The sequence below is a fragment of the Lacipirellula sp. genome (assembly GCF_965279485.1).
Lineage (GTDB): Bacteria > Planctomycetota > Planctomycetia > Pirellulales > Lacipirellulaceae > Lacipirellula.
Map to the genome: position 1 here is coordinate 922,685 of NZ_CBDIIC010000001.1, position 14,541 is coordinate 937,225.

The 14,541-nt window shown below is 63.2% G+C and carries 14 protein-coding genes; 3 read left to right on the plus strand and 11 right to left on the minus strand.

What is annotated here, in order from left to right:
* Positions 1 to 56: 56 nt before the first annotated feature.
* Positions 57 to 1,121, minus strand: coding sequence for a phosphotransferase enzyme family protein (locus ACQY7R_RS03880; protein WP_428304283.1), 1,065 nt, complete (start codon positions 1,119 to 1,121; stop codon positions 57 to 59).
* A gap of 102 nt (positions 1,122 to 1,223) precedes the next feature.
* Here ACQY7R_RS03880 and ACQY7R_RS03885 point away from each other — a divergent pair, with 102 nt between their 5' ends.
* Together ACQY7R_RS03885 and ACQY7R_RS03890 are read left to right on the plus strand one after the other, a co-directional pair.
* Positions 1,224 to 1,571: a P-II family nitrogen regulator gene (locus tag ACQY7R_RS03885; RefSeq protein WP_152098771.1), complete on the plus strand. Its 348-nt coding sequence runs from the start codon at positions 1,224 to 1,226 to the stop codon at positions 1,569 to 1,571.
* A gap of 186 nt (positions 1,572 to 1,757) precedes the next feature.
* The gene (locus tag ACQY7R_RS03890) at positions 1,758 to 2,111 is read left to right on the plus strand and encodes a hypothetical protein (RefSeq protein WP_428304284.1); all 354 of its coding nucleotides are present in this window, start codon (positions 1,758 to 1,760) and stop codon (positions 2,109 to 2,111) included.
* A gap of 95 nt (positions 2,112 to 2,206) precedes the next feature.
* Here the strand turns inward: ACQY7R_RS03890 and ACQY7R_RS03895 are convergent, their stop codons facing one another.
* The 9 genes from ACQY7R_RS03895 to ACQY7R_RS03935 form a co-directional block, all read right to left on the minus strand.
* Entirely contained in the window at positions 2,207 to 3,442 is a 1,236-nt protein-coding gene (locus ACQY7R_RS03895; protein ID WP_428304285.1) for a hypothetical protein, read from the minus strand.
* A 181-nt stretch (positions 3,443 to 3,623) separates the two neighbouring features.
* Positions 3,624 to 3,794, minus strand: a complete 171-nt coding sequence (locus ACQY7R_RS03900) for a DNA gyrase inhibitor YacG (RefSeq protein ID WP_428304286.1) — start codon at positions 3,792 to 3,794, stop codon at positions 3,624 to 3,626.
* 283 nt (positions 3,795 to 4,077) lie between these two features.
* Entirely contained in the window at positions 4,078 to 4,428 is a 351-nt protein-coding gene (locus ACQY7R_RS03905; protein WP_428304287.1) for an FmdB family zinc ribbon protein, read from the minus strand.
* Between the two features lie 45 nt (positions 4,429 to 4,473).
* Positions 4,474 to 5,064, minus strand: coding sequence for a nucleotide exchange factor GrpE (gene grpE / locus ACQY7R_RS03910; RefSeq protein WP_428304288.1), 591 nt, complete (start codon positions 5,062 to 5,064; stop codon positions 4,474 to 4,476).
* Between the two features lie 19 nt (positions 5,065 to 5,083).
* Positions 5,084 to 6,226: a molecular chaperone DnaJ gene (gene dnaJ / locus ACQY7R_RS03915; RefSeq protein WP_428304289.1), complete on the minus strand. Its 1,143-nt coding sequence runs from the start codon at positions 6,224 to 6,226 to the stop codon at positions 5,084 to 5,086.
* Between the two features lie 109 nt (positions 6,227 to 6,335).
* On the minus strand, positions 6,336 to 7,955 hold the full coding sequence (gene groL, locus ACQY7R_RS03920) for a chaperonin GroEL (RefSeq protein ID WP_428304290.1): 1,620 nt from the start codon (positions 7,953 to 7,955) through the stop codon (positions 6,336 to 6,338).
* Between the two features lie 103 nt (positions 7,956 to 8,058).
* Positions 8,059 to 8,358 carry a co-chaperone GroES gene (gene groES / locus ACQY7R_RS03925; RefSeq protein WP_428304291.1) on the minus strand — a complete coding sequence of 100 codons (300 nt, stop codon included), beginning with the start codon at positions 8,356 to 8,358 and terminating at the stop codon, positions 8,059 to 8,061.
* Positions 8,359 to 8,491: 133 nt separating this feature from the next.
* Complete coding sequence (gene groL, locus ACQY7R_RS03930; protein ID WP_428304292.1) at positions 8,492 to 10,186, minus strand: chaperonin GroEL; 1,695 nt, start codon at positions 10,184 to 10,186, stop codon at positions 8,492 to 8,494.
* A 417-nt stretch (positions 10,187 to 10,603) separates the two neighbouring features.
* The gene (locus ACQY7R_RS03935) at positions 10,604 to 12,127 is read right to left on the minus strand and encodes a N,N-dimethylformamidase beta subunit family domain-containing protein (RefSeq protein ID WP_428304293.1); all 1,524 of its coding nucleotides are present in this window, start codon (positions 12,125 to 12,127) and stop codon (positions 10,604 to 10,606) included.
* Positions 12,128 to 12,219: 92 nt separating this feature from the next.
* On the opposite strand from ACQY7R_RS03935, the gene ACQY7R_RS03940 reads away from it, so the two are divergent.
* Complete coding sequence (locus ACQY7R_RS03940) at positions 12,220 to 13,263, plus strand: isoaspartyl peptidase/L-asparaginase family protein (protein ID WP_428304294.1); 1,044 nt, start codon at positions 12,220 to 12,222, stop codon at positions 13,261 to 13,263.
* 52 nt (positions 13,264 to 13,315) lie between these two features.
* Here the strand turns inward: ACQY7R_RS03940 and ACQY7R_RS03945 are convergent, their stop codons facing one another.
* Positions 13,316 to 14,416, minus strand: coding sequence for an alpha/beta hydrolase (locus ACQY7R_RS03945; RefSeq protein ID WP_428304295.1), 1,101 nt, complete (start codon positions 14,414 to 14,416; stop codon positions 13,316 to 13,318).
* Between the last annotated feature and the right edge of the window lie 125 nt (positions 14,417 to 14,541).

The following is a 14,541-nucleotide window of genomic DNA, read 5'->3' on the forward strand; positions in this document are numbered from 1 at the left end:
CCGAACGGCAGCGGCGTGCGGTTTGCCGACAAAAGCGACACTTTTTCTGGTGGTTTTCAGGTGGGGGCGAGCGAACGGAGCCGCGCGACAAGCCGTTCCAAGCGGCGGTGGGCGGCGGGCAGGTCGACATTGGGGCCGAGCGCGGTGCTGTCGCGGTAGAGCCAGTGGACCCAATTCATCGCCGAGAGGAGCGTGCCACTGGCGTCGAAGAAGCGGGCGGCGGCGAGTTCGTCGGGCGCTAGCTGGCGGCGACTGGCGTAGGCGTCGAGACCGAGCTGCCACGCCGCCTCGTCGTCGCCGACGAGACTGCCGAGGAGCCTTGCGACGTCTCCCGCCGGCGAATCAACCGCGGCGGCGCCGAAGTCGAGAACGCCGGTGACGCGGTCTTCGGTGAAAAGGAGATGATCGTGCCAGACGTCGCGGAGGACCCACTGCAATGGGAGCGGCTCGTCACGCCAGCGGTGCGATTCATGGCCGAGGCGCGGAAGGGCGCGCTCGGCGTGGGCGAGTGCGTGGAACGCCAACTCGCGCGTGAGGCTGGCGGGGGCGCGGGTGACGGGTGATTTTAGTTCGGCGAGGTCGCCAGCTTGCAACGTGGCGAGGCGGTCGGCTCGTCTCGATAAGGCGGGCGAGCGGGCGACTCGCAACTTGCCGTGGGCGTCGGCGATGTTGAAGCTGGTCGCGGCCAGGTGGATGTCCGCGAGCGTGCGGAGCGCTGCTTTGAGTTTGGCGGGCCGCGGGTAGGTCCAGTAGTCGGCGACGCCGGGAAGCCAGGAGGTGAGCGTCCAGGTGGAGATCTCGCGCTCGCCGGAAACTTTTGAAGTGATTGAGAAGAGTAGCGACTCGGGATCTTCCAGCAACTGTAGCGGAGTGGCGACGGGGAGGCCCGCTTCGGCAAGATGCCGCTGCAACCAAGTAATACGGTTGATATGGCAGCCTTTGCCTGCCGCCGGCGGCCAACGTCGCAGGACGTAAACCTGACCGCCGTGCTCGACGCGCCACAGGCCGGCGCCGCTAAAACTGCTCCCCTCCCCTAGCCCACAGAACTGAGCCACTCGGGGGTTCGGCAACCAGTGGCCGAGGGCGTAGATCAGCTCTTCGACCTGTTGCTTCACGGCCATGGAACGACTCCAAGGGGGCGGACGACCTACTCGAATCGGCTCGCTCGGGGTATGCTCTATCCTACCCAAAAGGAGTGGTTTCTCGTCAGGCGGCGGCAATTTATGAAGCTGATCATCGCAATCATCCAACCCCCGAAGCTGAAGGCCGTGCAAGAAGCGCTGCGGCGGATCGGCGTGTCGCGGCTCACCGTCGGCGATGCGATGGGGTTTGCGCGGCAACGCGGCCAGGACGAGACTTATCGCGGCGCCGAGTACAAAACGAACCTGCTGCGGAAGGTGGCGCTTGAGATCGCCGTGAACGACGACTTTGTCGAGAAGACGATCGAGGTTCTGGAACAAGTCGCCCGTACCGGCGGCGAGGGGACGATCGGCGACGGCAAGGTGTTTGTGTTGCCGATGGATGAGGCGATTCAGGTGAGCGACGGGGCGCGCGGGCCGGGGGCGATTTAGATTTATTCGCTTCGCCCGAGCCACTCTTCGCCATCCTGAGCCCTTAGCCCCGCTCAGGGTAAACTCAGCGAAGAATCTGGACGCTCGTTTGCGCCACTAGATCCCTCGCTCCGCTCGGGATGACATTAATAGTTCCGCCGACGAGATGACATTAATAGTTCTGCTTAGGACAACATTCATACGACCATGCACTTCCTCTTGTTGAGTTCTGATTTGATGCTGATGTCGGCAGCCCAGGGGGCGGCAGATCGGCATGGGGCGACCGTGGGCGTGGCAGGGAGCGCTGCGGACGCCGTCGCGCGCTGTGCCGCGGACGATGTGGCGCTCGTTGCGATCGACTTGCGGTTGCCCGCGCTCGATGTGGCGGATGCGGTTGCTCAATTACGAGCCGCGGCGCCGGCGGCGAAGATTCTGGCCGGCGGGCCGCATGTGCAGCGCGACTCGCTCGCAGCGGCCGTGGCGGCGGGATGCGACGAGGTCGTTACCCGCGGGCAGTTTGAGGGGCGGCTCGATGCGCTCGTCGCGGCGCTGTCGCGATGAAAGCCACCGGCTTCGCCGGTGGACGCCGTGCCAGTCGAGTTACCTTGCGCTCGTAGGGCTTCTTTCAATCCGTCCACCGGCAGAGCCGGTGGCTTTTATTTGCTCGGCGGCGCGGGTGCGGCAGCAGAGCCTTCGATCTGCGGGACGCCGCTGGCGGTTGGCGTGAGCGGCTTCAGACCGCGGAACGATTCGCCTTCGTCGAAGACGACTTCGGTCATCTCGGTCCCGTCGATTTCGCGCCGCAGTAGCAGGTAGATCGCCGTGACGGCAGGCCAGAAAAAGGCGAGCGGGAAATAGCTCGACGCTCCCTGGGCGACGCTGGTCCAAAATTCAATGCCGCCGGCGCCGATCTCGCCGACGGAATCGACGTCATCGCTGACGCCCTGGTGGTCGAAGCCGAGGTCACTGGTGCGCCCCTGCCCGGCGCCGAGGGCGACGCACCAATGCGTGGCGGTCGTCGTGGCCGTAACGGCGGCGGAAACGGCGACTTGCGCGAGGACGCCGATCAGGCTGGCGACAAAGACGTAGAACAAGAGCTGCAGCGGGCGCTGAAAGAGATAGGCGAAGCCGCGGCTGATCGCGTCGAACGCGTCGGTGCGCTCCACGGCGGAGGTCGCCCACATGAGCGGCCAACCGAACGCGAGGCCGACGGCGAGGATGGCGACAATGGCTCCGCAGAGGAGCGCGACGATCCAAGCCATGCCCATTAGCAAGACCATGAGATCAAAGCGAAGCAGCGCGCCGGCGATGACTAGCGGCAAGGCGACGACAAGCATCGCGAGCGCGACAAAGCCGATGGCGCCGATGGCCGCCAGCCACGTGCGGGCCGCTGCGCGGATGGCGGCGATTGGTCCGAGCGTTTCGCCGTAGGTGAGGTAAACGGCGGCGATGCGGGCGATCGCTCCGCCGAAGAGCGCCCAGACAGCGACGCTCCAAACGCCAGCGAGCGCGAGCGTGACGCTCTCTTGCAGCGTTGGCCGCAGCGCTAGCAAGCCGAACGGCCGGCCGAGCCAATGCCAGGCGGAGAGGAAGGCGCCGGTCGTCATTCGCGCGCTCACGATGACAGGCTCGTTGAACGTCGTGGGCGGTTCGTGCCTTTCCGGCATCAGCGGAATCGAGATCTGCGGTGCGCGCTCTAGCGACTGCAATGATTGGCTGCCTTGCAGCGTCGAATCAATCAGCCGCCAACCGCCGTGCGTTGCCGCGACGCCGAGAAGCGCCAAGATGATGACGCGCACCATCAGCGAGACGCGAGCGGCGCGGACCAGGATGAGCCACGGAAAAATGGCAGACCAACGGACGGAGGAAAGCTGATGCGGCGAGGGAGTCATGAGGCGTGCGTCTGGCGGCGAGCTTGGTCGCGGCGGCAGTACGTAGGCCGCGGCGTTGGCCGGATTATAGGCCAATCGCGCCGTTGCCGGCGACCGCGAAATTGGGGGCTGGCGGCGGAAGCTTTGGAGTTGAGCGAGATGCGAGATTCCTCGCTCCGCTCGGAATGACAGAGGAGGCGTGTTATTCGCCGTCGCCGAAAGAGTCGTCGTCTTCGACTTCGCTCAACTCAGGAAGGGCGTACCCTTCCTCCAACCAGCGGCCGAGGTCGATCGTGCGGCATCGCTCGCTGCAAAACGGCAGCATCGTCGATTCAGCAGGCTGAAATTCGCGTTCGCAGGTGGGACAACGCATAGTAGCCGCGGGTCAACGACCCGCCGGAGCAGTGACAAAGAGAACTCACCACGAAGACACGACGGTCGCGAAGACGCACGAAGGATGGAAGAAAGAATGGGACGCGGATTAGACGGTGGAAATGCGGGGAGATTTGCCACGAAACACACGAAGCACACAAAAATTGAAGAGCATGGAAGGCGGAGAAGGATGCCATCAAAGCATTCATCTCACGCATTTTTCGTGTCGGTTCGTGTATTTCGTGGCAAAAAATGCATTCCCATCGACAAACATAACGCTGCGTTTAATCTTTCTTCGGCTTCTTCGATTTCGACTTCGATTCGCCGCTCGAAGACGACTTATCAGAGGACGACGATTTCTCAGAACTCTTCTCCGACGACTTCTCGCTGGAGCCGCTTGATGATTCGGACGACGACTTCTTATCCTTCTCGGCCGCCTTCTTGTACGAGTCGCTGCGGTAGTCCGTCTCGTAGAATCCCGAGCCCTTGAACACTACCGCGGCGCCGGTGCCGAAGAGGCGGCGGAGCTTCAGCTTGCCGCACTTGGGGCACTTGCGCTGGACGGCGTCGTTGATTCCCTGGAACAACTCGAACTCATGTCCGCAGGCGTCGCATTCGTAGTCGTAGGTGGGCATGGAGAGGTGGGAGGGTTCAGGGGTCGGGGTTCAGGAAGGAAATGCTTACGCGGCCGGTCCGCTGGAGACGATTACCTGCGCGGGGCGGACGACGCGGTCGTGGAGTTGGTAGCCGGCTTGGGTGACCATCATCACGTGGTTCGCGGGGACGTCGGCCGAGGGTTGCTGCAGGATCGCGGCGTGGAACTGCGGGTTGAACGGTTCGCCGAGGGCTTTGATCTCTTGGCACTGCTGCTGTTGCAGAGCGCTGATCAGCTGCTGACGGACCATTTTGATGCCGTCGACGAGCGGACCCTTCTCGCCAGCCTTTTCGCCCGCGGCGATGGCGCGGTCGACGTTATCGAGCACCGGCAGCAGGTCGCGAGCCATCGGCAGCGCGGCGTAGCGAATTTGGTCGGAGAGTTCGCGCGAGCTGCGGGTGCGGAGGTTTTCAATCTCCGCGCGAAGCCGCAAGTTGCGATCGCGTTCGGCGGCGAGTTCAGCTTCAAGCAGGTCGCCGCCGTTCATGCCGTCGGCGATGCCGGCGTTGTCGCCCGGCGCGCCGTCGGCGGTGGCGCCTTCCAACTGGGCGTCGGACGGGTTGTCTTCGCCGCCGTCGCGCGACGGCTGATCTTGTCGAAAAGGATTGCTTGGCATTGTTTCTCTCCAGCGAGCGTTAGGACGCTTCGACTTCCGTATGTTCTTCCTCCGGGGCGAAGAACTCCTTCACTTTGTCGAAGAAGCCTTTGCGCGCGGGGGCGACGTTTTTGTGTTCCAGTTCCGCGAGCTTGCGGAGGAGTTCGTTTTCTTCGGCGGTGATCTTCTTGGGGACTTCGATCGTCACCTGCACGTGTAGGTCGCCGACGCCGTGGACGCGGGGATCGGGAAGGCCTTTGCCGCGGAGGCGAAAGACTTCGCCCGACTGCGTGCCGGCGGGGACCTTCAGTTCCATAGGGCCGCTGAGCGTCGGCACTTCGAGCGTCGCCCCCAGCACCGCCTGCGAGTAGGCGATGGGGATGCGGCAAATGAGATGCTGGCCTTCGCGTTCGAACAGCGGATGCGGCAACACGGTGACGACGCAGTAGCAATCGCCGGCTGGGCCTCCTTCGAGGCTTGGCTCCCCCTGCCCTGTCATGCGGATCTGCATGCCGTTGTCGACGCCGGCGGGAACGTCGACTTCAGCTTCGACTTTCTTGGCGGTTTGGCCGGAGCCGCGGCACGGCTTACAGGGGTTCGACACGGCCGAACCTTCGCCGTGGCATTGCGGGCACGTCGTCTGCATGCGGACGATGCCCATCTGCTGGATCACCTGGCCGCGGCCGCCGCAGTAGGAGCAAACTTCGCGTTTGCTGCCCGCCGCGGCGCCCGAGCCTTCGCAGGTTTTGCAGCTTTCGTGACGGTGGAACGTCACCTTCTTGTGGGCGCCTTCGGCGGCCTCCTTGAGCGTGAGCGTCACCTCGCAGCGCACGTCGCGGCCGCGACGTGCACGACGGCCGCCGCCTCGCTGCCGCCCGCCGAAGATGTCTCCAAAGATATCGCCGAACGCCGAGAAGATGTCTTCGACGTCGTTGAACTGCCCTGCCCCGCCGCCGTTAACGCCGGCGTGGCCGTGGCGATCGTAGCGGGCTCGCTTGTCGCTATCGTTGAGAACTTCGAACGCTTCGCTGCATTCTTTGAAGCGCGCGATGGCTTCTTCGTCGCCAGGGTTTTTGTCGGGGTGATACTTCACCGCCAACTTCCGGTAGGACGCAGAGATCTCGCTGCCCGACGCGGTGCGGGTAACTTCGAGCGTTTCGTAGTAACAACGTTTGGTCGCCATCGCGGCTATCCGTATTCGACCTTTTCCCGTGACACGCAACCGGGCCACTCGTTTGATCGCCAATCGAGTGGCCCGGCTTGCGAACTTTCCTAATTATACGGCTGACGCGTTACCGGACGCTGCCCGACACGGCCCGCTTGTCCTGGTCCTTGCCGTCAAGGTTGGTCACCAGGGCTTCGGTCGTGAGGATCAGGCCGGCAATGCTCGCGGCGTTCGACAGGGCGGTCTTCACCACCTTGGTCGGGTCGATGACGCCAGCCTTGAACATGTCGACGTACTCGCCGTTGTTGGCGTCGTAGCCGATGCTGTTCGACTTGCGGCTGACTTCGTCGGCGACGACGCTGCCGTCGAGACCGCAGTTGTCGGCGATTTGCTTCAGCGGGGCGCTGAGGACGCCGGCGACGATGTTGACGCCGATCTTCTCATCGCCCTTGGCGCCGCTGCGAGCCGCCTCGACCGCTTCTTTGCAGCGGATGAGGGCGACGCCGCCGCCGGGGAGGATGCCTTCCTCAACCGCCGCGCGGGTGGCGTGGAGGGCGTCTTCGACTCGCGCCTTCTTTTGCTTCATTTCGGCTTCGCTATTGGCACCGACCGAGACGATGGCCACGCCGCCAGTGAGCTTCGCGAGGCGCTCTTGGAGCTTCTCGCGATCGTAGTCGCTGGTGGTCCCTTCGATGCCCTTACGCAGCTGATCGATCCGCTTCTTGACGTCGGCGTTCGAACCGCCGCCTTGGACAATCGTGCTGTTGTCCTTGGTGACGGTGATCTTCTTCGCACGGCCAAGCTGTTCGAGCGTGACGCTCTCGAGCTTGATGCCGAGGTCTTCGCTGATCAGCGTGCCGCCAGTGAGGGCCGCAATGTCGCCGAGCATCGCCTTGCGACGATCGCCGAAGCCAGGGGCCTTCACGGCGCAGATGTTGAGGATGCCGCGGAGCTTGTTCACCACGAGTGCGGCGAGGGCTTCGCCTTCGACGTCTTCGGCGATGATCAGGATCGGCTTCGCCTTTTGGCTGGCCTGCTCAAGGATCGGCACCAGCTCGCGCAGGTTGCTGATCTTCTTTTCGTGGATCAGGATGTAGGCGTCGTTGAGGACGCACGCCATGTCGGCGGTTTGGTTGATGAAGTAAGGCGACAGGTAGCCCTTGTCGAACTGCATGCCTTCAACGAACTCGAGGGTCGTTTCAGTCGACTTGCCTTCTTCGACGGTGATGACGCCGTCTTTGCCGACCTTCTCCATCGCGTCGGCGAGCAGGTCGCCGATGACGCGATCGTTGTTCGCGCTGATCGAGCCGACCTGGGCAATTTGCTCCTTGCTGGAGACCTTCTTGCTCATTTCGTCGAGCTTCGCGACGGCGGCTTCGACGCCCTTGCGAATGCCGCGTTGGACGGCCATCGGGTTGCTGCCGGCCACGATGTTGCGAGCGCCTTCGCGGAGGATAGCGCGGGCGAGAACGGTGGCGGTGGTGGTGCCGTCACCGGCGAGCGAGGAGGTCTTGTCGGCCACTTCGTGCACGAGCTTAGCGCCCATGTTTTCGAAGGGGTCTTCGAGCTCGATTTCCTTGCTGACGGTAACGCCGTCTTTGGTAACGGTGGGACCGCCGAAGGACTTATTGATGATAACGTTGCGGCCGGTGGGGCCCATGGTGACGGCCACCGCGTCGGCCAGCTTGTCGACGCCGCGGAGCAGCTTCGCGCGGGCTGCGTCGTCGAACATGAGTTGCTTTGGCACTGTAAGGTTCCTGATTCAGGAGTGAATTTGTTTTGAATGGAAAGTCAGCGTCGGGGCTGGACTGGTCGCTTAAGCGACCAGTCCGATGCGCGGACGCGGCTGGTTAGCCGACGACTTTGGCCAAAATGTCGCTCTCGCGGAGGATCTTGAATTCCTCGCCGTTGACTTCGACTTCCGAACCGCCGTACTTGCCGAAGATAACTTCGTCGCCGACGGTGACCGACAGTTCGCCGCGCTTGCCGCTATCGAGGAGCTTACCGGCGCCGACGGCGACAACCTTGCCGCGTTGCGGCTTCTCTTGAGCGGCGCCTGGCAGCACGATGCCGCCGGCGGTGACTTCCTCGGCCTCGAGGGGTTGAACGACAACGCGATCGTCGAGCGGACGAAGCTTGATTTTGGCCATGAATTTGAATCCTTACTTATGTTTATTTGAGGTGTTGATCGAATTTGAGTTGGGACTGTTTGGCTGACGGCTACCGGCCAAACATCAAGCTCTCTGGCTGATAGCCGAGAGCCGACGGCCGAAAGCCTGCGTCTTACATCATGCCGCCCATTCCACCCATGCCGCCCATGCCCATGCCACCCATGCCGCCCATACCACCCATGCCGTGGTCGTGGTGATCGTGGCCGCCGCCGCCTTCTTCTTCCTTTTTCGGAAGGTCGGTGATCAGCGCGTCGGTGGTGAGGAGCAACGCGGCGACGCTCGCGGCGTTTTGCAGCGCGGTCCGGACGACCTTCGCGGGGTCGATGACGCCCGCGGCGATCATGTCGCCGTATTCGTCCTTGTCGGCGTTGTAGCCTTCGGTCTTACCCTTGAGCTGGCGAACGCGGTTGACGACGACGGCGCCGTCGACGCCGGCGTTTTCAGCAATGGCCCGCAGCGGGTAGTCGAGCACCTTGCGGATGATGTCGGCGCCCAGCTTCTGGTCGCCTTCGAGACCGAGCTTATCGAGAGCCTTTTCCGCACGCAGCAAGGCGACGCCGCCGCCGGGGACGACGCCCTCGGCCAGCGCGGCCTGCGTGGCCGACTTGGCATCGACGAGCAGGTCCTTGCGTTCCTTCATTTCGGTTTCGGTCGCGGCGCCGACTTTGATTTCGGCCACGCCGCCGGCGAGCTTCGCGAGGCGTTCTTGGAGCTTCTCGCGATCGTAGTCGCTGTCGGTCGTTTCGATTTCGCGACGGATCTGCTCGGCACGGCCGGTAATGGCTTCCTTCTTGCCGCCGCCGCCGACCATCGTCGTGTTGTCGCTGGAGATGATCACCTTGCGGCACTTGCCGAGGTCCGACAGCTGCACGCCGTCGAGCTTGATGCCGAGATCCTTGAAGATCGCGGTGGCGCCGGTGAGCGCGGCGATGTCGCCGAGCATCGCCTTGCGGCGATCGCCGTAGCCGGGGGCCTTCACGGCGACAACCTGGACGATGCCGCGGAGCTTGTTCACCACGAGCGTCGCGAGAGCTTCGCCTTCGACGTCTTCAGCGATGATCATCAGCGGACGGCCTGCCTTCGAGACGGCTTCGAGAACCGGCACGAGGCTCTTGGCGCTCGAGATCTTCTCTTCGAAGACGAGGACCAGGCAGTTGTCGAGATCGGCGGTTTGGTCGTCTTCGTTCGTGACGAAGTGGGGCGACAGGTAGCCGCGATCAAACTGCATGCCTTCGACGACCTCGACGGTCGTTTCGTTGCCGCGGCCTTCTTCGACGGTGATGACGCCGTCTTTGCCGACCTTGGCAAAGGCTTCGGCCAGCACGGCGCCAATCGTCGGATCGTTGTTGCCGGCGATGGTGGCGATTTGCTGGAGGCTCTTCTTGTCTTTGACGTCGAGCGGCTCAGCAGCCTTTTGGATGGCTTCGGCAACGGCCTTCACGGCCTTCTGGATGCCGCGGCTCAGGGCCATCGCATCGGCGCCAGCGGCGAGCATCTTCAAGCCTTCGCGGAAGATGCCTTCAGCCAGCACGGTCGCGGTGGTGGTGCCGTCGCCAGCGACGTCGTTCGTCTTGCTGGCGGCTTCCTTGACGAGCTGGGCGCCGAGGTTTTCGTAGGCGTCTTCAAGTTCGATATCTTCGGCGACAGTCACGCCGTCCTTGGTCACCTTGGGCGAACCCCATCCCTTATCGAGCACCGCGTTGCGGCCGCGCGGGCCGAGCGTGCTACGAACGGCGCGGGCCAACTTCTCGACCCCGGCCGCCAACGACTTGCGGGCGTCGTCTTCAAAGACCATCTGCTTGGGCACGTGAAATCCTCCTAAATGACTGATGCGATCGGTCCGGGGCCGCGATGGGCCGGCCGGACGGTGATTCGAGGTGTGTATGGTTGCCTGGAGCGGACTGCGGCGAATCGCTAAATCTAAACGGCTTAAGGGGTTTGCGATAGCCGCTCGGGCCGCATTTTGAAGCGTCGAGGCGGGCGTTCTGCCGGAAATGGCAGGCAGACCGTGGTGTGAGGGCCAGTTAAGGCAATGGGCGTGCCAACGGGGAGAAACTGCCGCGGGTGGGCGTTAATCCTCGGCGTTTCTTGGGGAAATTGGCAGGGCGAGAGTTCGGAGGCGATTTCTTGCTGCGGGCTGGTTCCGCCAATTTGGCAGGTCGGGGGCGGGGAGGTAGAAGGCAAGATGGCGTCTATATAGATGAGGCTGGGCTGCCTTGGGTTGCTACTTGTCTGACGACGGCGGGGCGAGGGCTCGATCGAGCAGGTTTTTGGTGATCCGCTGCACTCGTGGGTCGGGGCCGTGGGGGCGGGACCAGTGCGACCAGGGGAGCGTGTGCCCGGGCGGCGAGCTGAGGCCTTGCGACCAGAAGATGGTGGCGGCGTTGAAGACGAAGTTTTGCTTTGGGCCGGGGTAGATTGTTGCCGTCCACTGCTGCGGTTCGTCGCCGCCGACCCAGGCGGTGCCCGCGGCGACGACCTCCAATCCCGGGATATCGGCCGGGGCGCCGTTATACTCCCAGCCGATCAGTCCGGGGATTCTGTCGCCCGCCTGGACTCCTGTGCCGTTGAACATCCAATGTTCGGGCTGCGTGACGATCCAATCGCCGCCGCCGTTGACGGGTTCGATGTTGCGGGCGCCGATGAGTAACCCTTCGTCGGGGCCGCGCTCGGGGAACGGACCATGCTCGCGCTGGCGCTGCTCGGCATAGTCGTTGTCGGCGCCGTACGGACCGCCGCGGAAGATGATGCGATTCTCGCGGCCGTCGACGCTCGCTCTATACGGCGTCACCCAACAAACGGCGTTGCCCGAGAGGAAGAGCAAGTCGACGCCGGCGTCGCGCAGCGCCTCGACGCTGCGGAACTGGCGGATGTCCCAATACTCGTCGTGGCCGACGCTGATGAACGCTTTGCACTTGAGCCCGCGATCGGGCGTGAGCATGTCGCTGTTCGAACAGTAGGCCACGTCGTACCCCTGCTCTTCTAACCAGTAAGCAAGCGGAAACTCGAACGGCAGAAACTCGCCGGCACCGACGGTGAGCGGGTCGTTGACGATTTCGTTGTGCTGCGCTTCGCGGGCGTAGGGGCGATCGAAGCTCACATCGGCCCAAGGCCCCTGCCCTCCCTGCGGATGCGTGTAGACGGAAAAATCGTTGGGCCAGCGGTTGTAGGCTTGCCAGGTGTTGTCGGAGCATTGTAACAGAATGTCCGCCGGGCGATCGTCGGTGACGATGAAGATGACGTAGCTCTGCCAGTATGGTTTTTCTTTGCCCTCGGGCAGCGTCGTCAATCGCCCTAAATAGACGCCGCTGAGCCAATCATTGGGAATCGTCAGCGTTGCAGCGGCAGGCCAACGACATTCGTGGAGGTTCTTTTCACCTTTGGACGGGTCCGGGTGCATGACGCCGTCGAATGGTCCGAGCTTCGCCAGCAATCGCGCGCCGCGGCCGCCGTAGTAGCCCATGCGGAAGATCTCGATCTCGAATCGCTGCGGCGGGTTCGTCGAGACCATGATGTCGATCGACTCGCCCGCCTTTACGCTTTGCCGCGAGCAGTAACCTTCAATCAACGGAGAGCGAAAGCCGCGATCGTCGACGCGAACGCGCGTGAGCTGCCAGTCGAGCGATCCCTCCTGCGCGTTCTCGGCGACAACTGGATTCGCTGCGTGCGCAGATTCGTCGGCGCCGCTCGCACGCTGCCGATCGATTCCGATCGCGAGCAATAGTAAAACGTAGCCAAGGCGCCGCATCGCTTCTCCGTTCGCAATTGGTGGCAAGTTGGAGTCGCGGCCATTATGCTGCAGCAGCGCCCGGAATTCCTCACGCACTGGAAGGTATTGCCGTGAATCGTCTCGTCGCGTTCGCAATTTGTCATCTTGTTGTTGGATTGATCGCCGCATTGCCGGCCGTGGCAGCGGAACCGGCGAAGTATGCCATCGCGATTCATGGCGGCGCCGGCGGTTGGGCTGATCTGACGCCCGAAGCTCGCAAAGGAATCGAACAGGCGCTGGAGAAGTCGCTCACTGTTGGCCGCGACATTCTTGCCAAGGGCGGCAGCAGCCTCGACGCGGTCGAGCAGTCGGTGCGCGTGCTGGAAGATTCGCCGTACTTCAACGCCGGCCATGGCGCCACCTACACGGCGACGGGGCAGCATCAACTCGACGCCTCGATTATGAATGGCGCCGACCATACAGCCGGCGCCGTTGCCGGAGTCTCGACGGTGAAGAATCCGATCTCGCTCGCACGCCGCGTGATGACCGACACGAAGCACGTGCTGCTCGCCGGCGACGGGGCGGAAAAGTTTGCTCGCGAAGTCGGCGCCGAGATTGTTTCGCCTGATTACTTTTGGACCGATCGCACGCGGGCGGAATACGAGAAAGCGAAAGCAAAGGCCGAGGTTGAAGCACGTGGCGAAGCGGCCAAGCCGAAGACTTCGCAACTCGCGGCGCCTGATCACTACGGCACCGTCGGCTGCGTCGCGCTCGACACGCACGGGAATCTTGCCGCCGCCACCTCGACGGGCGGACTGGCGATGAAAAAGTATGGTCGCATCGGCGACTCGCCGATCATCGGCGCCGGAACGTACGCCGACAACGAAACGTGCGCGATCTCCGGCACCGGCGTCGGCGAGTTGTTCATTCGCAACGCCGTGTGTTACGACGTTGCAGCGCGGATGCGCTATGCGGACGCCTCGCTGGCCGATGCGGCGATTGTGCAAGTGCGCGACCGGTTGCCGAAGGAAACGGCAGGGCTAATCGCCGTCGATGGCGATGGCGATATCGTCGCCGAATTCAACACCAATGCGATGCCGCGCGGGATGGCTGACTCGTCGGGCCGCTTTGAAGTGGCGATCGAGCCGCTAGATTCTTCACTTCGTTCGGAATGACGCTGACTCGCTCAGAATGACGGTAACGCCGTTCTGCTCCGCCGGTTTCGATCTACTCCGCCGGTTTGTAATCGCTCCACAGCCACTCGAGTGCATAAGGCAACGTTTGCCGCTTCACGGCGCCGTCGCAGTGGCCGGCATTCTTTGCGAAGACGAACTGGTACTGGTAACCCTTCTCAGCCAGGACGCGGGCCATCCGTTCGTTAGCCAGCACCCAGTCGTGCAAACCGTCGCGCATGCGGTTCGGGTTGAAGTTGTCTTGGTCGCTCACCTCGAGCCAAATCTTCAGCGGCTTCGGCGGGCTGTTGGGAATTAGTCGCTCGTGGAACTCCCACGCCCCGTGCGGCGTCTCAGGGTTCGAAGGCCACTGTTGATTGACGTAGGTACCTGAGTAGCTGAGAACGCGCCGGTACAAGTCAGGGCGGAACCACGCCATTGTGAACGCACACGAGGCGCCCGAGCTACAGCCGGTCGTCGCGCGCCCGTTCGGATCGTCGGTGAGCGTGACGCCGCATTCTTTCTCCACGCGCGGCAAGACTTCCTTCTCGACGAACTCGGCATAGAGGCCCGACACAGTGTCGTATTCCAGTCCACGCTGGCTCCCCTGCGCGTCGCCGCCGCCGTTGCCGATGGAGATCGCTATGAGCGGCGGCACCCGCCCCTCGGCGATGAGATTGTCGAGCGCCGTGAACAGGCCGTTGTCAGGCCCGTCGGCGCCGACGATGAACGGCGCCTTTGTCCCCGCCATGTAATCTTTCGGAATGTAGACGGCGACGCGACGATCGTACGGCGCTGGGCGGCTGGTGGTGACGATCAGCTTCGCCGGGTCGGCCGGATCAACCTTGCCTGAGGTGCCGGCATCGCGCGCCACGCCGGGATAGATCTTGCTGTCGGCCGATTTCATCGTGAACTCAACCACCCTGCCCCGTAGTCCGCCGGGTGGATCGAGCATTTCCGGCGCGACTGGGTGCTTGGGGCCAATCACAAAATTGCCAACCACATTCTTCGGCGGCAGCTCGCCATTGGGGAGTTCAACGGCTGCGACAAAACCTTCCTCCTGCGGATCTCGCACGGGGGGCTTCGGTCGCGCAGCGTCAGCTGATGAAGCGAAAACGAGAGCAGACAAAATGGCGATCAGGAGCAGATTTCGCATGCTTACTCACTGCGTTAAGTTTGCCGTCGATGTTGAGGCGGCGCGTTCGTCGTTTCCATGGTACACGAGCCGCGCCACCTCAACAAAGCGCGGACCGAACTCGCCCTCGTTAGAAAGCCAGCGTA